At 34.3% G+C, this 20611-nt stretch carries 17 protein-coding genes, 1 tRNA gene, 1 pseudogene and 2 riboswitches; of the genes and pseudogenes, 15 read left to right on the forward strand and 4 right to left on the reverse strand.

What is annotated here, in order from left to right:
* Positions 1 to 69: 69 nt before the first annotated feature.
* Positions 70 to 318: pseudogene (locus tag CACET_RS04145) on the reverse strand (IS66 family transposase); the annotation flags it as partial.
* A 158-nt stretch (positions 319 to 476) separates the two neighbouring features.
* Here CACET_RS04145 and CACET_RS04150 point away from each other — a divergent pair.
* The 10 genes from CACET_RS04150 (at position 477) to CACET_RS04195 (ending at position 12219) form a co-directional block, all read left to right on the forward strand.
* The gene (locus tag CACET_RS04150; protein ID WP_044823498.1) at positions 477 to 2372 is read left to right on the forward strand and encodes a tyrosine-type recombinase/integrase; all 1896 of its coding nucleotides are present in this window, start codon (positions 477 to 479) and stop codon (positions 2370 to 2372) included.
* The gene (locus CACET_RS04155; protein WP_052661230.1) at positions 2369 to 3349 is read left to right on the forward strand and encodes a tyrosine-type recombinase/integrase; all 981 of its coding nucleotides are present in this window, start codon (positions 2369 to 2371) and stop codon (positions 3347 to 3349) included. The genes CACET_RS04150 and CACET_RS04155 overlap by 4 nt, the downstream gene beginning before the upstream one ends.
* Positions 3339 to 4373: a tyrosine-type recombinase/integrase gene (locus CACET_RS04160; RefSeq protein WP_044823497.1), complete on the forward strand. Its 1035-nt coding sequence runs from the start codon at positions 3339 to 3341 to the stop codon at positions 4371 to 4373. Before CACET_RS04155 ends, CACET_RS04160 begins: the two co-directional genes overlap by 11 nt.
* A 445-nt stretch (positions 4374 to 4818) precedes the next feature.
* Positions 4819 to 5511, forward strand: a complete 693-nt coding sequence (locus CACET_RS04165; protein WP_044823496.1) for a TorD/DmsD family molecular chaperone — start codon at positions 4819 to 4821, stop codon at positions 5509 to 5511.
* A 52-nt stretch (positions 5512 to 5563) separates the two neighbouring features.
* Entirely contained in the window at positions 5564 to 8143 is a 2580-nt protein-coding gene (locus tag CACET_RS04170; RefSeq protein ID WP_044823495.1) for a molybdopterin-dependent oxidoreductase, read from the forward strand.
* Between the two features lie 16 nt (positions 8144 to 8159).
* Complete coding sequence (locus tag CACET_RS04175) at positions 8160 to 8711, forward strand: 4Fe-4S dicluster domain-containing protein (protein WP_044823494.1); 552 nt, start codon at positions 8160 to 8162, stop codon at positions 8709 to 8711.
* A 28-nt stretch (positions 8712 to 8739) separates the two neighbouring features.
* Positions 8740 to 9858, forward strand: coding sequence for a 4Fe-4S binding protein (locus CACET_RS04180; RefSeq protein ID WP_044823493.1), 1119 nt, complete (start codon positions 8740 to 8742; stop codon positions 9856 to 9858).
* Positions 9859 to 10035, forward strand: coding sequence for a twin-arginine translocase TatA/TatE family subunit (locus tag CACET_RS04185; RefSeq protein ID WP_044823492.1), 177 nt, complete (start codon positions 9859 to 9861; stop codon positions 10033 to 10035).
* Between the two features lie 68 nt (positions 10036 to 10103).
* A complete protein-coding gene (tatC, locus tag CACET_RS04190) occupies positions 10104 to 10910 on the forward strand; it encodes a twin-arginine translocase subunit TatC (RefSeq protein ID WP_082058095.1) in 807 nt (268 codons plus the stop codon).
* Positions 10911 to 10995: 85 nt separating this feature from the next.
* On the forward strand, positions 10996 to 12219 hold the full coding sequence (locus tag CACET_RS04195) for a molybdopterin molybdotransferase MoeA (RefSeq protein ID WP_341411826.1): 1224 nt from the start codon (positions 10996 to 10998) through the stop codon (positions 12217 to 12219).
* Positions 12220 to 12562: 343 nt separating this feature from the next.
* Here the strand turns inward: CACET_RS04195 and CACET_RS04200 are convergent.
* Positions 12563 to 12639, reverse strand: a tRNA-Thr gene (locus tag CACET_RS04200).
* A gap of 140 nt (positions 12640 to 12779) precedes the next feature.
* A riboswitch (cobalamin riboswitch) is annotated at positions 12780 to 12980 on the forward strand.
* A 351-nt stretch (positions 12981 to 13331) separates the two neighbouring features.
* Here CACET_RS04200 and CACET_RS04205 point away from each other — a divergent pair.
* The 3 genes from CACET_RS04205 to CACET_RS04215 all read left to right on the forward strand — a co-directional run bounded on the left by CACET_RS04205 (position 13332) and on the right by CACET_RS04215 (position 17306).
* Positions 13332 to 13955: a metallophosphoesterase gene (locus CACET_RS04205; protein ID WP_158385965.1), complete on the forward strand. Its 624-nt coding sequence runs from the start codon at positions 13332 to 13334 to the stop codon at positions 13953 to 13955.
* A gap of 13 nt (positions 13956 to 13968) precedes the next feature.
* On the forward strand, positions 13969 to 14979 hold the full coding sequence (locus CACET_RS04210; protein WP_044823489.1) for a hypothetical protein: 1011 nt from the start codon (positions 13969 to 13971) through the stop codon (positions 14977 to 14979).
* 113 nt (positions 14980 to 15092) lie between these two features.
* Positions 15093 to 17306, forward strand: a complete 2214-nt coding sequence (locus CACET_RS04215) for an S-layer homology domain-containing protein (RefSeq protein WP_044823488.1) — start codon at positions 15093 to 15095, stop codon at positions 17304 to 17306.
* A 237-nt stretch (positions 17307 to 17543) separates the two neighbouring features.
* Here the strand turns inward: CACET_RS04215 and CACET_RS04220 are convergent, their stop codons facing one another.
* Together CACET_RS04220 and CACET_RS04225 are read right to left on the reverse strand one after the other, a co-directional pair.
* Entirely contained in the window at positions 17544 to 17864 is a 321-nt protein-coding gene (locus tag CACET_RS04220) for a YbjQ family protein (protein WP_044823487.1), read from the reverse strand.
* 252 nt (positions 17865 to 18116) lie between these two features.
* Positions 18117 to 18308 (reverse strand): PspC domain-containing protein, encoded by a 192-nt coding sequence (locus CACET_RS04225; protein WP_044823486.1) that lies wholly within the window; start codon positions 18306 to 18308, stop codon positions 18117 to 18119.
* Between the two features lie 258 nt (positions 18309 to 18566).
* Positions 18567 to 18689: riboswitch (molybdenum cofactor riboswitch) on the forward strand.
* 205 nt (positions 18690 to 18894) lie between these two features.
* On the opposite strand from CACET_RS04225, the gene CACET_RS04230 reads away from it, so the two are divergent.
* Both CACET_RS04230 and CACET_RS04235 read left to right on the forward strand, forming a co-directional pair.
* The gene (locus CACET_RS04230) at positions 18895 to 20010 is read left to right on the forward strand and encodes a molybdopterin-dependent oxidoreductase (RefSeq protein WP_044823485.1); all 1116 of its coding nucleotides are present in this window, start codon (positions 18895 to 18897) and stop codon (positions 20008 to 20010) included.
* 27 nt (positions 20011 to 20037) lie between these two features.
* Complete coding sequence (locus CACET_RS04235) at positions 20038 to 20604, forward strand: ECF transporter S component (protein WP_044823484.1); 567 nt, start codon at positions 20038 to 20040, stop codon at positions 20602 to 20604.
* The last annotated feature ends 7 nt before the right edge of the window (positions 20605 to 20611 follow it).

Genomic DNA, 20611 nt, shown 5'->3' on the forward strand with positions numbered 1-20611 from the left:
TTTTTATTTTTTCCACTGTCTACTTGACAGGGTGCAGTTCAGTTGCTAACTCTACTGGATTTTATATTTTTACTTAGCTTGAACTTTTAAATCTTCGGGTAGATCCTTTGAAAAGGGCAGTAGTTTTAATAAACTTTCCTTGTCTTGAGGCTCTACATTGGGAAGGTTGTCCATTAAATAAAGTAGATATTTTTCAATAACTAAATTATTATTCTTAGCCGTTTCAATGATGCTATAGATTAATGCACTGGACTCTGCACCTTTGGTGGAAGCCGAGAAAAGCCAATTGCTGCGACCCACCACAAATGGTCTTATAGATCGCTCTGTAGCTTATCCAAACATTAAGATAAGCTGCATTATCCTCATCTTTTAAAAATCCTCAGGATTTGCTACAGGTCGCTTAATTTGGGTATTCGCATCACAAATCCTGAGGATTTTATTATACTGAAACTACTACAATTAAAGGAGGTAGTTTCATGTATCAAGATTATGACAAGGCTGTCGAAAAAGTAATGGAGTATCTAGAAAGAAACCATTATACTTCTAGTATCGTACGTACCTATCAACGGTGTTTTCGCTTGATAAAAGAGTTTTTCAAGAAAAACCATGATTACTATTCGCATGAACTGGCAATGGAATGGCTGGCTAGTGTCACACCAGGTCTCTGCAAATCAACATTTAAGACTTATCGGTTAGCACTCAGCAGGATAAACGCAGCCTACAAAAACCAGGAAATCGTAAATACCAAGGCTGTCTACCAATCTCAGCAGAATTATCAAAATCTGGATCCATGGTGCAGACACCTTCTAGATGAATTTCTAGAAAAAATGTCTTCCAGTTATGTAGTTTCCTTTTTGCAAACCCTCAAAATTGCTGGGGCTCGATTTTTGACTTATACTACGAGGCATGGTGTTTCCAGACCAGAAGATATTTCTCACCACATAGTTGCTAATTACTACTATGATGACAGGCACGATAGTTACAAATCGAAAGATGTTTATAACGGCTGTATCCGAATGTTTTTGAGATATCTTGTAGCATTGGGAATAATCAGGTCTTCTATTCCTTTGATGTTGGACAAATTTACCCTTGCTAGAATGGTGTTTATTGAAGAACTTCCAAAAACGGAACAAGAAAACTTTCATCAGGATTATAGCCAAATTCTTTTTTCAGCAGAAGAATTCTACACTCGTTTGGGTGAGGTTAGCTTTCTGGTAGTACAGCAGAAATACTCCCTAACAATGAGGCGGACTTTTCATAATGCTTGGAAAGAACTATTTATTTTTTTGGAAGCCAATGAACTTGGATATTCTAAAGAAATTGCCTTGACCTGGGCTTCATATATGAAGAATTATACCCTTCAGTGGAAAACATTTCGACGTGCCATGAAGTTGTTTGAACAGTACCTAAAAACAGGAAGCCTCCAGCCGAAAACAGTATATACTTATCAGTCGGATCCGGCAGATGATCTGCCAAAGTGGTGCAAAACGGACTATGACTTGTTTATGCTTCACAAGAAAAAAGAAGGAGTCGCAGTCTCAACACTCAGTATGTATCGTTCGTCCTGCCTGCGTTTTCTTTTTTATCTTGAGCGGACTGGTATTGCTTCTTGGGATATTGTGACTCCGGAAGTAATAAAGGAATTCCATTATACAGATCCTCACAACACTCCAGAAGGCAAGAATGCTTATGCTGCAAAAATCAGGGCATTTTTAGATTACCTGTCAGAAGCCGAGCAGGTCCCATTCACCTTGCAGCTAGCTCTTTCAAATGAATGCGCCCCACAGGTAACAATTATTAAAACACTAGATGATGATGAATTATCTGTCATCTATCAGTACAAAGAAGTTTCTCACAAAGTCATGCAGCTACGTAATACAGCAATGGTTCTTCTTGGACTTCGTATGGGTTTTCGTGCATCTGATATTACAAAGTTAAAACTCTCAGATATATCCTGGCTACAGCAGACTATCTCTGTCCAGCAGCAAAAAACAGATAGATTTCTGAAACTTCCAATGCCTACAGAGGTTGGCAACAGTTTATATCGTTATATCACTATGGGACGTCCGGAAACTTCTTGTGAATACGTTTTTGTTGCGCACAGAGTCCCATATGATAGATTGCATCGAGGAGTATGTTTAAAAGCTTTAAATCATGTATTAAACAAGAACTCCCACGGTTTCCACATTACACGAAGGACATTTGCATCACGTATGCTCCAGAAAGATACCAATCCAGAAATGATTGCAGAAGCCTTGGGACACAGCGATGATACAACTGTAATGAAATATCTTTCAACAAATGGAGAAAAGATGCGGCAATGTGCCATTCCTCTTGCTGAAATCACAGTAAAAGGAGGTCTGCTGACATGATGGAAGCATTTCGTTACCAGTATAGCAGTGTGTTGGCTCCTTACATTGAGGGACTTATCCGTCAGAAGAAAGCCGACGGTTTTATTTATGATTACCAATCCTATATTCTAAAAACCTTTGATGATTTTTGCCTGAATCGTGGATACAAGAATGCAGTCATTACTCGTGACGTTGCCATGGAATGGGCAGTCCAGAGGAAAACAGAAGGTTTAAACTACCGGAATCAACGTGTGTCTTTTCTGAGACAGCTTTCATTATACATGAATTCCATGGGCATAAACAGTTACATTCCGCATCATATGCCTTCTGAGAAAGTATCAGTTCCACACATTTTCAATAGGGAAGAACTGCAGGCTTTCTTTGAAGTAGTCGATACCTATCTACCTGAAAATGAAAGGTGGCACTGTCTGGCTATGGAATATCAGTTGCTCTTTCGTTTATATTATTGCTGTGGACTTCGCCTATCCGAGGGGTGTGGCCTTGAAAAGAAAGATGTTGATTTGACAAATGGTATTCTGGACATCAGGCAGTCTAAGGGCAGAAAAGATAGACAGGTTTATATGGCAGACGATTTGATAGAACTATGCAGGAAATATCAAGCAAAGATGAATTGGATGCAGCCCAATACAGTATGGTTTTTTCCAGGACGCACCCCGGATAAACATATTCAAAAGACCAGTATTGATAAGAAATTTAAACAGTTATGGGAAATGACCAGTTATTCCAAGCACTGTGACAAACAACCTACTGTTCATGCGTTTAGACATACCTTTGTCGTAAACCGTATAAATCACTGGATGGTGGAAGGTGTTTCTCTGGAAAACATGATGCCTTATCTAAGCCGGTATCTTGGACATTCTGGCATCGAGGATACGATGTATTATTATCACCAGGTGCATACTGCTTTTGAGATTGTACGACAGAAAGACCAGATTTCAGCAAAGGTCATCCCGGAGGTGATGCCTTATGAGGAGTAATGCTATTCCCGAGGAAAAGCTCTTCTTTTCAATGACATTGGAATTTTTAGAAACATATATGCCAAGGCAGCTAGGAAGAAGCCCAAAAACAATCAAATCCTATCGGGACTCATTGACTATATTTCGCAGGTTTCTGTTGGGAGAAAAACAGCTCTCCGTCCGTAGATTTCTATTTGAAGAATGCACTCCTGCACTGATACAAGATTTCATTATTTATCTGAAAAAAGCAGGAAATAGTCCAGGAACCTGTAATCAGAGACTGACAGCACTCCGTACCTATTTATGGTTTGCTACAGACCGCGACATTTCATTACAATCGATAGCTTTGAGGATTTCCAAGTTGCCGCAATGCAAAACTCCAAAAAAGGAAAAAGAAACATTGTCTGACCACGCACTGAAATGTTTACTGGAGCAGCCTAAAAATACAAAGATTGGTTTGCGAGACAGAACTATGATGATACTGCTGTATGATTCCGCTATCCGGCTTGATGAGCTACTCAGTCTGACACTGCAGGATTTAATGCTAAATACTAATGAGCCATATATCAGAATTACTGGAAAAGGAAACAAGGAACGCATTGTGGCAATCAACACCAGAACCACTGAACACCTCCTGCAGTATTTACGAATATTTCACCCAGATATCATCAAAACTTCACTAGCCTTTTATACCAAAATCAAGGGACAGACAGGAAAAATGTCAGAAGGAAATGTAGAACGTTTCATAAGGCAATATGGAAAACAGGCAAAAACAATCTGCGAAGAAGTGCCGGATAATGTGTATCCCCACATGCTACGTCGCACGAGGGCAACCGATTTATATCAAAATGGTGTTGAACTGGCATTAGTGTCCAAGATTCTTGGCCATGCCTCTATTGAAACTACTAAAATTTATGCAACACCATCCATGGAAATGATGAGACAGGCATTGGAATCTGTTGAAACACCAGAACAGGCTACCGAAAAGCCATTATGGAAAAAATGCAGCGAAGAAGAACTGGCAAAACTGTGTGGATTACGGTAAAGTAAAATCCTCAGGATTTGTGATGCGAATGCCCAAATTAAGCGACCTGTAGCAAATCCTGAGGATTTTTAAAAGATGAGGATAATGTAGCATTATTATCTATTTCTAAAGATCCGTCTTCTAGGAATACTTTGAAGCTTGAAGTAGTGGTTTGGTATATGCCAAAGCTTTACCAAGGGCACTTTTGGGAATAGCATCTTTTATTTCTCTATCTACATAAGCTATAAACACTTCTATTTATTGGCTTAGATGCCTCAAAAGGGGTGTGCTTTTTCCTAAAAACGAATTAAAAAATTTAATGTATATATTTGGAAGTATAGAATATCTCTATTTTACTTTTTGACGTCGAATAATATACAATTATGAAATGAATTTGCAAATTTCAACATATGTCTATTAAAGTGCATAATAGTTAGAGTTAAATTATTATTTTAAGGAGACCATCATGGTAAACAAGCTAAGTAGTGAAGAAATAAGTATTCTATTAGAAATGAGAATATTTGCATATAGTTTTTTAAAGCATGCATTATATATTGAGCCTTCAAGAGAATTCCTAAAAGCAGTTATAGAAAATAATGCAGTTGAATCTTTTCCTTTTACTGAAAAAAGTGAGTTGATAAATGAAGGAATAATACAGATAAATAGCTTTCTAAAAGAAAATAACGTTCTTGAAATAAGTGAGTATGAAAAGCTCCATTGGGATTATACCCGTATGTTTATTGGTCCTAATTCACTGCCTGTACCTCCGTGGGAATCAGTATATTTAAATAAAGATCGTTTGGTATTTCAAAAAGAAACTTTTGAAGTTAGAAAAAACTATTTAAAATACTACTTTATCTCCAAGAATTATCCTCGTGAGCCAGATGACCATATAGGAATAGAGCTAGATTTTATGTGTAGATTAAATAAAATTGCTATGGAGAATAATGAAATTCAAAATACAAATAAATTATTAGAAGTATTAAATGATCAAGAAAGTTTTCTAAGAGAACATATTCTTAAATGGATACCAGATTTTTCAATTAGTATGATAAATAGCTCTAATACAGAATTTTATCGAGGAATTGCTAAAATTTTAAAAGGATATGTTGAAGTTGATTATCTAATATTGAAAGAATTGATTGAAAGATCAACTTAAATATGTATTCAGTTGGAAAAATTTTATACTAATTTGATAGGAGTTGATTTTTATGAATAATTTTATTGATAAAGTAAAAAGTTTTAAAATGAATAGAAGGTCATTTTTAAAATGGAGCGCAGCTACATCTGCTGCATTAATGGTTACAGGTTATGAAAGTGAGCTTTCTGAAGTGTCTGCGGCTGAAGCGGATAGTATTTTAAGCAAAAAAGGAGAATGGGTAAGTGCAGCATGTTGGCATAATTGTGGGGGAAGATGTTTAAATAAGGCATATGTAGTAGATGGTGTTGTTATAAGACAAAAAACAGATGATACTCATCCTGATAGTATTGATTTTCCTCAGCAAAGAGCATGTGCAAGAGGAAGGTCTCAGCGCAAACAGGTATTTGGAGCAGATAGATTAAAGTATCCAATGAAGCGTAAGCACTGGGCTCCCGGAGGTGGACAAAAAGAACTTCGTGGTAAGGATCAGTGGGTAAGAATTTCATGGAATGAAGCTCTTGATATAGTTTCTAGTGAAACTACAAGAATAAAAGAGAGCTATGGAAATCAATCTATTTATTTAGTACATGGAGCAGATGGAAGAAGTGGAGAAATGAGAGCTCCTTTTGCTTTATATGGGGGGTATGTTGAAAAGTATGGAAGTAGATCTCGTGGAGCATGGGCAAGAGCAATGCAGCCTATTATGGGAATACACCAAAAACAACATGCCCTTAACGATAGAATGGATATTTTAAATGCGAAATTAATAGTTTTATGGGGAAATAATCCAGCCTGGAACTCAGGAAGCTATGCTATGAATAATCTTTTAAGAGCTAAAGAAGCTGGAATTAAAATAATAAGTATAGATCCATTTTATAATACAACAGCATCGGTTTTAGCTGATGAATTTATACCTATAAGACCTGCAACTGATACTCCGATGCTACTTGCAATTGCTTATGTTTTAATAACAGAAGATTCTCCTGAAAAACCTTTAATTGACTGGGATTTTTTAAATAGGTGCACAGTAGGATTTGACTCTGAGCATATGCCTCAGGGTGCAGACCCAAAGGAAAACTTTAAAGATTATGTTCTAGGTACGTATGATAACCAACCTAAGACTCCAGAGTGGGCTTCAGAAATTTGCGGAACACCTGCGGATAAAATTCGTTCTTTTGCAAATGAACTTGGATCAACTAAGCCAGCAACCGTTTTATTCGGATGGAATTCAGCAAGAATTGAGAAAGGACAGCACGTATGTCTTGCACAAACTACTGTTGGAGCGATGACGGGTAATATGGGCATAGCTGGAGGTTGCTTTAGTTGCAGTGCTCAAGAACCTTCAACCAATGGAGGACCAGCTCTTGTAAGGGCAGGAAGTACTGGAGTATCAGAACTGGAGAATCCTCTTAAGCAGCCAAAGTTATCTAGTGCAGAACATTGGGATGCTATTTTAACAGGAAAGTATACCGATGGAGTAGGAGCTAAAAAAGATATAGATGTTAGAATGATATATCATAGTCATAGTTCAACTCTTAACCAGACGAATAATGCAAATAAAGGTATTAAAGCACATCGTAAAGTGGAATTTGTTGTAACAAATCAGTATGTTTTAAATCCAAATGCAGCTTATTCAGATATTGTTCTTCCTATAACAACAATGTGGGAACGATTTGGAAATGTTACTGCTGGAAATAGAGAAACATTAATATGGGCAAGAAAAGTTATTGAACCATTATTTGAATCAAAAGATGATTACTGGATTGCTAAAGAACTTGGAAAAAGGTGGGGAATAGATTCTTTGCAAATTCAACATATATCTGATGAGCAAATAATATTTAATCAAATTGCAGGAGCACAGGTTATAAAACCTGACAATTCAGGATATGAACCATTGGTTACTATAACGGACGATGATATAAAGGCTTGGGGAGTTGAAGGGAAGCCTCAAATTGGAAGAATAACACTTGATGAATTTAAAGAAAAGGGAATTTATCAGGTAGAAAGAAAGAAAGACGACAAATTTGTTTATATACATAACAAAAAATTCAGAGAAAACCCTGAAGAAAATCCTTTATCTACAAAAAGTGGTAAGATAGAAATTCATTGTCAGGAGCTTGCAGATATGGTTACTAAAGCAGGCTGGAATAAAGGAAACCCAATTGCAATATATGAACCTGCAACTCATGGATATGAAGCCACATTTAAAAATTGGAATAAAAAAATTAAAGGAAGATATCCTCTTCAGCTTTGCAGTATACATGGTCAAAGACAAACACATTCGGTTATGGGAAATGTTCCATGGCTTCGTGAAGCATTTCCGTATGAATTGTACATGAATACGATTGATGCGAAAGCACGTGGATTTTCAGAACAAGATGTAGTTCGTGTATTTAATGAACATGGTTCTCTTTTGAGAAGACTTCATATAACAGAAAGGGTAATGCCAGGTGTTGTACTTTTACCTCAAGGTTCATGGATTGAAATAGATGATAATGGAAACTGCAGGGGAGGATCTGCAAATATGTTAACTGGAGATTATCCATCAGGTCCAGACATAGAATCTTTTCAAGCATGTATTGTTGATGTTGAAAAATATAATAAGGAACTTGAACCTGATCATAAATGGAAACAAAGAATAGTTTTATAGTATAGGAGGATTTTTTATGAGGCAAAAAGGGTTTTTCTTTAATATGGAAAAATGTTCTCAGTGCAAATCATGTGTTATAGCTTGTAAAGATAAAAATAATCTTGAAGTAGGAGCAAATTTCAGACATGTTGATGCATATGAAGGGGGGAAATTTCCTAATCCATGGATGTACTTTATATCATTATCTTGTAATCACTGCGAGAATCCTATTTGTGTTAAAAATTGTCCAACTGGGGCAATGACTAAACGAATAGAAGATGGGATAGTTTATGTGAATACAGATAAATGTGCTGGATGTCAAAGATGCGTAAAATCATGTCCTTATGGAGCACCTCAATATCGCAAAGAATTGAAAAAGACTAGCAAATGCGATATGTGTTATGAATTAACAGACGCTGGAGAAGAGCCAGTATGTATTTCAGCATGTAATATGAGAGCACTAGAGTGCAAAGATATAGGGGAACTTAGAAAAATAAGCGGTACAACAGCAGATGTTAGAGGTCTTGCAGATTCTAAATTAACAAATCCATCCTTAGTTATAAAGCCTAAGAAAGAAGCCTTTAAATAAATAATTTAATTATTAGGATGGGATTCATATGCTTATTAAGTATTTTATTAAAAAGCTTACAAAAAAGAATTATCCTGTTATATCAAAAAATTACTGTTTAAGTAATATTAATAGATTTAGTGAATGCAGCAGATGTAGAGATGTTTGCCCAGTTAAGGCAATAAAGTATGAAGAAGATAATATAGTAATTAATGAGAATATTTGTTCAGGTTGTGGTATCTGTAGAACTATTTGTCCCTCTAAAGCCATAAACTTAAAGTCTTTTGGAGAAATAAGTGCTTTTAATGAAGCAAAACAAAAAGATTTTTTAGTAGTTGGATGTGTGAAAGAAGGAAATAAAGGAAATATTAAATTTCCTTGTCTTCATGGACTACATAAGGAGTATTTAGCAGCATTTATTATTATTTTAAGAAATAGAAAAGTATATTTTAATTTGAGCGAATGTACGGAATGTATTTATGGAAAGGATTGTAATGCATTTCAAAATTCATTAGAAAAAGTAGTATTATTTTTGAAGAATTTAAATATTAATCCTGACTATGAAATACTAAATGATTCAGAAAAGAAAATTACGTACCCTAAAAATCAATTTTCACGTAGAGATTTTTTTTCATTAATAAAAAAAGAATCAACATATTTAGTCGCTGATATAGTTTTGAATTCTATAAAAACTGACAATAATGATGAGTTTAATGAAAGAAAATTCTTAATAGATACGATTAAAAACTTAGGGTGTATAGAGGAACAACTCTTAGATAAAGATAATGGAATGTTTACTAGCTATAATTTAAATTCTAAATGCAATGGATGTGGGGTTTGTGAAGCTGTTTGTCCGTGGAATGCATGGGAAGTTAAAGAAGATAAGGAACAAGTTAGTATAAAGCATAGCATTAGTTTATGTAGATCTTGCGGCATATGTACCAGTATGTGTTTAGAAAAAGCTATACAAGAAGAACCATTTCCACTACATTCTATATTTAAAGATTTTATAATAAAAAAGGAAATTTCTTTAGCTTACTGTAAATATTGTTGGGACAAATATGTTCCAGGAACAAAGGATTTAGGCATATGTAATAAATGTGAAAAGATGAATAATATAAGAATGTCATTAAAATATAATGATATTATAGGAGGAGATGAGATTTAAATGTTTGGAAAAATAGGTATGTCTGAGTTAGTAGTTGTTTTGATAATAGCTCTTGTTATTTTTGGCCCTTCAAAGCTTCCTGAAATAGGTAAAGCTTTTGGAAAAGCATTAGGAGAATTCAGAACTCATGCTAAAAAAATATCTGAAGATATAGAAAAAGACACTAATGAGTTATAAAAAATAAAGACTAAAGGCGCTGTTATGACAGTGCCTTTAGCATTTAAACTACTGGGGAGGTTTTATTAATGCAAGATATTCAATTAACTCTGATAGAGCACCTAGGTGAGTTAAGAAAAAGAATTATAATCATTGCCATATCAATTATAGCTGGTGCTTTAATTAGTTACAATTATATAGATAAAATCATGAAATATATTATCAAGCCAGGTAAGAGCTTAGAATTTATATATGTATCTCCTCCAGAGCTGTTTTTAGAGTACGTCAAAATATCCTTTGTAGTTGGTACAACGATGGCACTGCCAATTATTTTATTTCAAATTTGGTTATTTATAAGACCCGGACTAAAAGGTAAAGAGCAAAAATACTTATTGCTTGCTATGAATATGGGGATTTTATTTTTTATAATTGGAATAGCATTTGCCTACTTTATAGTTATACCAATTATAATTCAGTTTTTTGTTAGTATATCAGTTGATAAAGTTTCCCCTTTATTTTCATTTGCTAAATATGTAAGCTTTATGAGTTCATTACTTTTATCTTTTGGTTTAATATTTGAACTACCAATGCTGGTTTTGCTTCTTACTCAGTTGGGGTTAATAAATCCTAATATGTTAAAAAAACATAGAAAAATAGCCGTATTTATAATATTTCTATTAGCTACTATTTTAACACCACCAGATATTGTTTCGCAGTTTTTATTGGCTGGACCTATGATTTTATTGTATGAATTTAGTATTTTTTTATCTTCTTTTGTATACTCAGCTAAAAACAAGAAGATTAGAATTATAACCAAGATAGTTATTATTTTAATTATATTAACTGTTATAATAGGGATTTGCTATATTAAGGGATTACATCACTTACTCTTTTAAGACGTAATTTTAAAATAGCTAATAGGGTAACAAAGAGAGTGTATTAAATAATAACTATAACAAAATTAGAAAAGAGACAGAGGATGTGAAGCTAAAAATGATAAAAATAAGTGAAGCGATAAATATAATTACTAAAGAAGCTAAGTTATTAGAAGTAGAGAAAGTGCATATTTTATCATCTTTAAATAAAATTTTAGCAGAAGATATATACTCAAAAGATAATTTACCTTCTTTTGATAAATCTGCTATGGATGGATATGCAATAAAAAGTGAAGATACTAAAAATTGTGAATCAAAAAATCCTGTTGAGCTAAGAATAAAGGGAATTATTAAGGCTGGAGATTATTATGAAGAAGAGATAAAATGTGGTGAAGCGATTAAGATAATGACTGGAGCAGCAGTTCCAAGAGGAGCAAACGCTGTTATAGAAATAGAAAAAGTAAATACAGTAAAAGATAAGCTTATATTAAATAGTGTTGTAAAAAAAGAAAATAATATAATTAAAATGGGAGAAGAAATAGAAATAGGAGACTTAGCAATACAAAAAGGAAAAATGATAAGACCAGCTGAAATAGGGCTTTTAGCTTCTTTAGGATATAAATATATACATGTCTATAAATCTCCAGTAATTTCCCTTATTATAACAGGAGATGAATTAATAGAAATAGACGAAGAACCTTTTATGGGAAAAATAAGGAACAGCAATGAGTATTCTTTGCGAGCACTTATTGATAATCTTAATGGAAAATATATATCTTTAGGAGTAGTTTCAGATGATAAGAATATTTTAAAAGAAAAAATAAAATATGCTTTTGAGAATTCAGATATAGTAATCACTTCTGGAGGAGCATCTGTGGGAGATTATGATTTTATAGAAGATGTTTTAAAAGAATTAGGTGCAGATATAAAATTTACCACTATATCTATCAAGCCTGGAAAGCCAGTAACTTTTGCTGTATATAATGAAAAACTCTTTTTTGGATTACCTGGAAATCCTATGTCTATAATAACTGCGTTTGAAGAATTTGTAGTTCCTGCTGTAAATAAAATGATGGGGAAAAATAATTTAGTAAAAGAAGAAATTACTGTTGTATTGGCGGATGATTTTAAAGGGAAAAAAGGAAGGACAAAATATGTTTATGCAGATATAATAAAAGAAAATGGAAGATATTATGCATATAATGTAGGTTCACAATGTTCGAATCACTTAATTACATTAAGCAGAGCTAATGGAATAGTTATAATACCAGCAGATATTGGAAGTGTAAACAAAGGAGAAATATTAAATGGAAAATTTATATTTAAATAAAGGTCCTATTATTATATCAATAGTTTCAACTATAGATAACCAATTTTATACCTTAACAAAATACGCCTTCCTGCGATTTCAGAAATGAACAATGTTAGCAATTCACTCCAGTGAAAAATCCTAAAATTTGCAAACTCGCTACCGCTCAAACATGCAAATTTCTTTACGGATTTTCCACTTACATGAATTGAACATTGTGGTCATTTCTTGCAAATGCATCCAGTCTGCATTTTGTTAAGATTTGTAGTTGGTTATCTATAAATCAGGTATGGGAAAAACTACTGTATAGATAAAAAAGCAACTTCTAGAATTTTCTAGAAGTTGCTTTTTTTCAATAACTAAATGGAGCTGATGATGGGACTTGAACCCACGAACCTCTTCCTTACCAAGGAAGTGCTCTACCTGCTGAGCTACATCAGCATATAAAATTATTTTGGACACAAAAAATATTATACCTTAGATTAAGTCCTGTGTAAAGGAGAAATTTTTTTAAAAAAAAGAAAAAAATACCTAACTATGTATTGATTTTGCTTTTATCCTATGATACAATAATAAAAAATCAAATATTGCATTCAACAAGTTTTTCTTATAAACGTTTATAGTTTATAAGAAAATGAAAAGGGAAGTTGGTGTAAATCCAACGCGGTCCCGCCACTGTAAGGGTGAGTTTTTTACATTGATGCCACTGGATAGAAAATCTGGGAAGGCGTAAAAAAACTATGAACCTGAGCCAGGATACCTGCTTGTGTGATGTTAATATATTTCAAATTCACGGTGTATGGGTTTAGAGATGAATGTATCACTATTTTAGAAAAGTGATAATTTATTTTACTATTGTTTATCAAAGCCTGCATGTGAAAATGCAGGCTTTTTTAATGAAAAATTAATGCCCCTTTTCAGCAAAACTGGGTTAAGTTTAGCCATTTAACTCCCCCTTAGTAGAGCTGAATAACATATAAACTTTAAGTGTTTGGATTGCACTTAAAGTTTTTTTTTATACTTTTCTAAGCGTTTAAAGAACTGTGATATAATAAAAATATCAGTGAATAAAAACTTTAGAAGAAAAATTCAATTGAAGGAAAGTCATGATAAAAGAGAATAGAGGTTTTTTTATGGATATTGTACAACGAGGAAAACGCTGGGTGGGACTTGTTTTTAATCGTCCATACATCCCCGTAGAATTAAAAGAGGCTACAGGCCCTTTATTACTACATATCAGTGATACACCACAGGAAATTTACAGCTATATTTTTAGGCTAGTGAAGCTGCTAGAGCCTTCTTATATTATACACACAGGAGATTTAGTAGATGACATTAAACTAGAGCTGCACCCTAATGAAATAGAAGCCTATAAAACGGCTTTAAGAAAATTTATTTCAGGTTTAGAAAGTTTTACAGATGCATTGATTTATTATGCAGTAGGAAATCACGATCAATATAAAGAGGTAAAGAAAACCACCTCAAAGGGTATTGTTATAAAAGAAGGACATATATTGATAGAGGAGAAAAATTTTTATGTGAGTCATTATTATTCTAAGAAGGTTTATAATACTGATTACTATTTATATGGACATAGTTTTCGTCCTTCCAGCTACAAAAGTCAACAGCACATAGGATTAAATGGACTTGAGAAGATTCATGTTATTGATTTAACAACACAAAAAATCTATCATTTGCCTTATCCCTTTGGCACCAATCAGTTTAGGAAAATGGAACAAAGGAGAATTAGTTTGTAGAGGGGGAAAAATCATGCTGTTTTTGAGGATGGGACCAAGACTTCTTTTTGTTCGAACAGATGCAGTTGAAACTGTAAAAAAGTTTTTTCTAGAAGATTTGATGGGCAAAGAAACAGAATTTCTTATGGGAATGGAGGAGGCAACAGAAGATAGTAGCCTGATTTTTATAACCGATATATATTCTACAAAAACTTCGGTAATGGATGCAAAGGCAACTGTTCTTGTCAATGAACCAGCATCCATATGCCTTGCTGCTATGATCAATAGTCATGTTGCCCATTTGGTGGAGCGAGTGGACATGGGACCCTCTTCCATTGTTATGAGAACTGCCGGAGATACACAGGGAGTAATAGAAGAAATTTTACAACAATATGGTGGAAAAGCGTTATCCATAGAAGAAGCAGTGGATGAGGGGGAGATGGGGGATACAATATTGTTTTTGACCCATAAACAAATTTCTAGAAGGCTTCTAAAAGCAGATATGTTTGAAACGCCTCTCCTTCTACCTCACCCTGCATCCCGAATTTTTAAGAAGCTAAGATGTGAAGGGATTTTGTTTATAACCCAAAGCCTACAGGATAAAAAATGGTATGAACTAAGAATCAATATTTATGATGCCCAAGGAAAGTATCAAGAGCATTATAACCGTTTGAACTATATACTGACACAGCTAGAGGTAGGGATGGTATTAGAGGAGGGGTGGACCAGGGATCATGCTTTAGCGCTGTTTTCGGTACTAGCTTATCAAATAAGGTTGTTTACCCTTTATAAACCAGACGAAATGAAACGAATTTTGTTAGGGCTAGAATATAATGCTGATGGAAATCGCTGGGTGGATTTAGATTTGTATTATAGGAATAAAAAAATTTCTTGGGTAGATATTGATAAGAAAAAGGGAAAGCGTAATAAGATTGAAGAGTGCTTAAAACACAGAGAGAGTATTTTAGAAAAACTATCTGAGGAAGAAAAAGAACGTTTGCTTTCCTTAGAAGGAAAAATCCTTGAAGAAGCATTGGAAGGATAAATTTCTACTGAATAAGTCCTAAAAGAGAAGCATGGAAAGGGAACTTTTTTTCATGCTTTTCGTCTATTTAATTAAGGAAAATTTTACTACTTTAATATTTAAGGAGGGATTTTATGACAAAGAGATTTATTGCTGCTATAATGATGATACTTTTCATCACTACTGTATTTAGTAATGTAGTTTTTGCTGTAGAGACTTCTGTGTATACCAAGACACAAATCGAAGTTTTGGTAAGGGAAAAGCTCAGTATAAATGACAGCATGAAACTGAATCAAGCCAACTTAACTACAAGAGATTTACAACAAAAAAAGATGTGGAACCTAGAGTTTCAAAATGAAAAAGAGGGAATTTTTGTTACTGTTGGTGCTGACACGGGAGAAATTATGAACCTACACCGATGGGGGGATAGTACCTATGGAAAGGCTGTTACGGTGTTGCCTGAGAATGCTAAAAGAAAAGCTATTGATTTTATCCAGTCACTAGAACCAGAAAGGTTCAAAGAAACAGAAGAAGTAGTAGCAGAGGCACCTTCTGCTATAGTTTATAGCATAGGAAGGGATATTTATGGAGGAGAAAACTACCATTTTCTTTTCTTGCGAAAACTAGAAGGAGAGTTTTTTCCTAATAATTATTTTAGGGTACAGATATCAGGGGTTGATGGAAATGTCACCAGCTATGAAATGAAATGGGATGAGGCTTTTTATAATAACGAAAAATCTCTAATAACAAAGGAAGAGGCAAGAAAAATTTTTGAAGGTGAAGATCGTTTTACTTTAAAATATGTAGCACTATATCACAACAATAAGGATGAGAGAAGAAAACCACTTTTAACCCCTGTGTATCTATATGCTCCAAAGAAATCGGATTTAATTCACGCAGTGGATGGAAGACTTTTAGAAGCAGAAGAAATCTATTACCACGACTATTACCTTAGAACTACTACACAAGATATGGGTGCAAAGGAAATGGCAGTTGGCCGTGCTGGAGCTGAAGTCCTTCCAGAGGAGGGGGTCATATCAAAGGAAAAAGCAGAGAAGTTGGTAGGGGAAGCATTGAGTAGAGAATTGGATATGAAGGAACTAAGGGTACAAAGCAGCTATTATTCCCAATATCACTATGGTATCAAGGGAAAGTTTTGGGGAATTTACTGGGTGGATGAGGAAACGGGAAGAAGACTACATGCTACCCTTGATGCAGAGAAGGGAGAGATCATTTCCATCAGCTACAGTAAAGATCCTATCGGTATCTTTCGTGCCAAGGAATTAGAAAAACTTCAGGAAACATCAGTAGACGAGACTAGAATAAAACAAGAAATTAATAAAAAAGTTAAAGACATCTTTCCTCATATTCAAGAGGAGGAGCTGCAATTTGAGATAAAGTCAGTGGAGGGGGAGGGATTAGTAGCGATTACTTCCTCAAGGTATATCCATGCCATTCCTTATGAAGAAAATTATTTAAGGATTACTTATGATGCTACTACTAAGAAAATAATAGGGTTAGACTATAACTGGTATGAGGTGGAGTTGCAGGCTACATCAAATATATTGGATAAAAAAACCATAAGCAATAAGTTTTATGATACGGTAGGTTTTGAAAAATACTTGATTCAATTGAAAGATCAAGCTGCCCGCAAAAAAGATGGCTTAGATATACCTCTTAAACAATTAGCACCGGTCTATAGCTTGAAGGTTTTTCATTTTACCTACATAGATGCGGTAAGTGGCAAGTTTTTAAACTATAATGGAGAAGAATATATAGAAAAAGACCATTCTATAGAGGGTTTTAAAGATGTAAAAAATAGTCCTTATCAAAGTGAAATTCTGCTGATGAATAAAATGGGAATTTTAAAAGAAACTAGTGAGCTTTTCAGACCTAATGATGTATTGCTTCGTAAAGATGCTATTAAGTGGATTGTTGAAGTGAACGACAGAAATAGATACGGTATTGATAAAAAAGCAGTGCATTTTAAGGATGTAGATAAAGAGGATCCCTATTACTCTTATATCCAAACTGCCTTAGAAAAAGAAATTATAGAGAAAACGAATGATTATTTTAGACCTGATGAAACTGCAACTAAAATGGAAGTAACCCAATGGATATTAAATGCACTACAACAAAAGGAGCTGGCACAGTTTGTAGAAATCTTTCAAATTCCTTATACGGATGCAGAGGATATTAGGGTAGAGGATACTGGTTATGTAGCTTTAGCTAAATATTATAATATCTTCAGAGATAAAGGAAGGGTAACCACCTTTAACCCTGAGAAAGTATTGTCCAGAGGAGAGTTTGTCAGCGTCCTATATCATTTATTGAAGGATAAATTGTAATATATAAGTTGTAAAAGTCTTATTTCAACTTACTATTACTATATAGAAAAAATGAAAAAAAGTCGAACAATAAGAGCATTCCTTTATTGTTCGACTTTTTTAGGTGGTTTATCATATAGATGTGTGCTTCTAAAGTTAAATTTTAATATACATAGTCTGGGGTTTTGCCCCAAAACCATGTATATTAAAATTTAAAGGCACACATCTATAGTGGGGTCTATACAAATCTTATTAAAGTTATTTATCTCTCAGCTTTACAGCAGTGCCATAAACCATTATTTCTGCCGCTCCCTGCATAACCGCTGAGGTTGCAAATCTAATATTAACTACAGCATCAGCCCCTAGTTTTTGGGCCTCCTTTGTCATCAAATCAACTGCTGTATCCCTTGCCTCATCCAACATTTGTGTATACTCTTTTAATTCTCCGCCAACGATTTGTCTTAAACCAGACATAATATCTTTTCCGATATGTTTTGCTTTAATCGTACTGCCCTTTACAAGTCCCAATATTTCTATAATTTCCTTACCAGGCACTTCGGGGGTATTACAAATAATCATAGAATCACTCCTTTTCTTATTATATTACCCAAAAGTTATAAAGATAATAAAGTGTTTTTTTCAATATCTTCTTTATCTTAATCATTAGCGTTAACTTAAGCCATAATTTGTCATCCTGAGTGGAGCAAAGCGGAGTCGAAGGATCTTAGTGTTAGTAAAATTCTTGGCTACTCCAAGATCCTTCGCTACATTCAGGATGACAGTTCAAGAGAATTTTGGTAATAATTGTACTAAGTTAACGCCTATGTTATCTTAATAATAATGTTTACGAGGAATAACTAAAGCAGCAATAATATAGCCCAGCACGCCAGATCCTCCCGCCAAAGAGAAGATCACCCATCCTAATCTTACTAGAGTAGGATCAATAGCAAAATACTCAGCAATGCCTCCACAGACCCCTGCTATTTTTTTATCAGTTTCAGATAAATATAATTTTTTTGCCATGACAATCTCCCCTTTGTAATTGCAATATACTTATATCATAACATAAAACAGTTATTCTTACACTAATGTGAAAGTATGTTTCTATACTATTTTATGCTTTAGTATAAAAATTGTTTAATCAAGTTGGAGCTTCCTCTAAAATAGATCTTGTTTATAGTTGATGTCATTTTGATATTTTTATGTAGAAATTTCATATTGTTTAAATATTGACAAAGTTAGGCATATCAAGTAGACTAGTAGGTAAATAATGTAATTCTAAAAACTAAATGTCTCCGAGTCTATAATTCCTTCAAGTATTTTGCTTATGGAGTATAGACCCGTAGGGTATAGCTAGAAATAGTTGTGCCTCCCATTGTGGAAAGGAGCCATGGCAAAATAACTAACTATAACAGCCATACGCCTTTTTAAGGCGTTTTGTTTTTTTTGTTGAAAAAACAAAGCTTTTTCCATAAAGAGGGAGGTGTTTTTGCATTGGCTGGATAGTTTTGAGAGTATGAAAGGGGAGATGTGGTAAGGGAATTATTCATGCAAGATTATCTATCATATACGGGGTGACACATAAAATAAAACAAGAGGGGGATTTAAAATGATTGGGAAACAAAAAATATGTATTTTTTTAATTTTTGCTATGCTACTTACTATTATCACAGGTTGCTCTACTCCTAGTAACTCTACAGAAGAAACTCCTACGGTAAATGAAGAAGTCTTAGAAGAACATATTACGATTAAAGGGATTCATAATCAGGATCTCATAACTACAGTGGAAGAAATAAAAAAACTTAATGCTATCGAAAAAGAGGTTACTTCTGTAAACTCCAGTGGTCAAGAGAATACATTCAAAGTAACCGGTGCATTGTTAGAAGATGTACTGGTAAAAAGCGGGACAAGCCAAAAAGATTTAACAGGTATAAGACTTGTAGCAGGAGATGGCTACTCTATAGAGGTGCCACAGGAGATATTACATACACGAGATATTCTTCTGGTTTATGAAACCAATGATGGACCTTTAGATCCTGAACAAAAACCTATAAGAATTGTCATACCAGAGGAACGAGCAATGTATTGGGTTAGTAACTTAGAGACGATAGAAGTATTAGATACCATTGAACAAGCAGAGGTTGATAAAATTATTTTTCTTGAAACGGCAAAAGAAATCGTAGATATAGAGGATTATACTTATTACGATCATATAGATGAAGCTATAAAAGCAGGAGATCTATTAGAACAGTTGGAAGAGGGGAGTTCCTCTGAAAGCGTATACATAAAAGCAGCAGATGGTTTAGAAAAAAATGAAACATTGCCAATCTTTAAGGGAGCTTATATTAAAGTAACAGGTACTGATGCACCAGCTTTCTTAGCACCAGATATGCCAAAGGGAATGCATGTAAAGGAGATCTTGTATTTTGCCCATGCTTCAACAGCTTGGGTTTCCTATGATAAGTCAAAAGAAGTGATAGAGATGATAAATTCTAATGGTCAAGAGGGCATAAATATAGAAGAAATTTTAAAAGAAACTGGGCTAAATAAAGAGGGCATATATGTATTAACAGCTGTAGATGGTTATACAGTGGAAGTGGACAAAGGTGATTTTAAAAACAGCATATTGTATCAAGGGGAAAAAGGGGAATTGACTACCTATTTTGAAGGATTACCTAAAAATACAAGCATAAAAGGTCTACTCTCTATAGAGGCAAAAAAATAATTGCGACTGATAAGGGAGGTGAAATTTATGCTGGTATCAAGAAAAAGATTGCTAAAAAGGTTTTCTATATTTGATTTAGTAGTTATGGCTATGATGGCGTCCTTAGGGATTGCCATCAAGCCAGTGATTGTTCCCCTAGCGCATATTATCACAGGACCCCTTTATATACCTGGAGGCGTCATTGCTGGAGGCTTCTATATGTTGTGGCTGGTATTAGGGGTAGGGCTTGTGGGGAAAAGAGGAACAGCTACCCTTATTGCACTGGTACAGGCCATCATGGTAATAGCAATAGGCGTGTTTGGAACCCACGGCATTGTGAGTTTTATTACCTATTTACTACCGGGTCTAGCTGTAGATTTTTTATTTTTTATACTTGGACATAAAGGTTGTTGTGCAGTATGTTGTTTTCTAGGAGGAATTGCGGCTAATATCAGCGGTACTTTTTTGGTGAATGTAGTATTTTTTCAACTGCCACTGATTCCTTTAATACTAAGCTTAAGTGCCGCTGCTTTATCGGGAGGATTAGGCGGGCTGGTGGCCTACGCTATAATAAAACAGTTTCAAAACTTTCATCTGTTGAATCAAGAAATATAAAAGGAGG

The sequence above is a fragment of the Clostridium aceticum genome, from assembly GCF_001042715.1.
GTDB lineage: Bacteria > Bacillota > Clostridia > Peptostreptococcales > Natronincolaceae > Andreesenella > Andreesenella acetica.

Coding starts and splice junctions, on each gene's coding strand:
- CACET_RS04150 (WP_044823498.1), top strand. CDS start 477: ATGTATCAAGATTATGACAAGGCTGTCGAAAAAGTAATGGAGTATCTA.
- CACET_RS04155 (WP_052661230.1), top strand. CDS start 2,369: ATGATGGAAGCATTTCGTTACCAGTATAGCAGTGTGTTGGCTCCTTAC.
- CACET_RS04160 (WP_044823497.1), top strand. CDS start 3,339: ATGAGGAGTAATGCTATTCCCGAGGAAAAGCTCTTCTTTTCAATGACA.
- CACET_RS04165 (WP_044823496.1), top strand. CDS start 4,819: ATGGTAAACAAGCTAAGTAGTGAAGAAATAAGTATTCTATTAGAAATG.
- CACET_RS04170 (WP_044823495.1), top strand. CDS start 5,564: ATGAATAATTTTATTGATAAAGTAAAAAGTTTTAAAATGAATAGAAGG.
- CACET_RS04175 (WP_044823494.1), top strand. CDS start 8,160: ATGAGGCAAAAAGGGTTTTTCTTTAATATGGAAAAATGTTCTCAGTGC.
- CACET_RS04180 (WP_044823493.1), top strand. CDS start 8,740: ATGCTTATTAAGTATTTTATTAAAAAGCTTACAAAAAAGAATTATCCT.
- CACET_RS04185 (WP_044823492.1), top strand. CDS start 9,859: ATGTTTGGAAAAATAGGTATGTCTGAGTTAGTAGTTGTTTTGATAATA.
- tatC (WP_082058095.1), top strand. CDS start 10,104: ATGCAAGATATTCAATTAACTCTGATAGAGCACCTAGGTGAGTTAAGA.
- CACET_RS04205 (WP_158385965.1), top strand. CDS start 13,332: ATGGATATTGTACAACGAGGAAAACGCTGGGTGGGACTTGTTTTTAAT.
- CACET_RS04210 (WP_044823489.1), top strand. CDS start 13,969: ATGCTGTTTTTGAGGATGGGACCAAGACTTCTTTTTGTTCGAACAGAT.
- CACET_RS04215 (WP_044823488.1), top strand. CDS start 15,093: ATGACAAAGAGATTTATTGCTGCTATAATGATGATACTTTTCATCACT.
- CACET_RS04220 (WP_044823487.1), bottom strand. CDS start 17,864: ATGATTATTTGTAATACCCCCGAAGTGCCTGGTAAGGAAATTATAGAA.
- CACET_RS04225 (WP_044823486.1), bottom strand. CDS start 18,308: ATGGCAAAAAAATTATATTTATCTGAAACTGATAAAAAAATAGCAGGG.
- CACET_RS04230 (WP_044823485.1), top strand. CDS start 18,895: ATGATTGGGAAACAAAAAATATGTATTTTTTTAATTTTTGCTATGCTA.
- CACET_RS04235 (WP_044823484.1), top strand. CDS start 20,038: ATGCTGGTATCAAGAAAAAGATTGCTAAAAAGGTTTTCTATATTTGAT.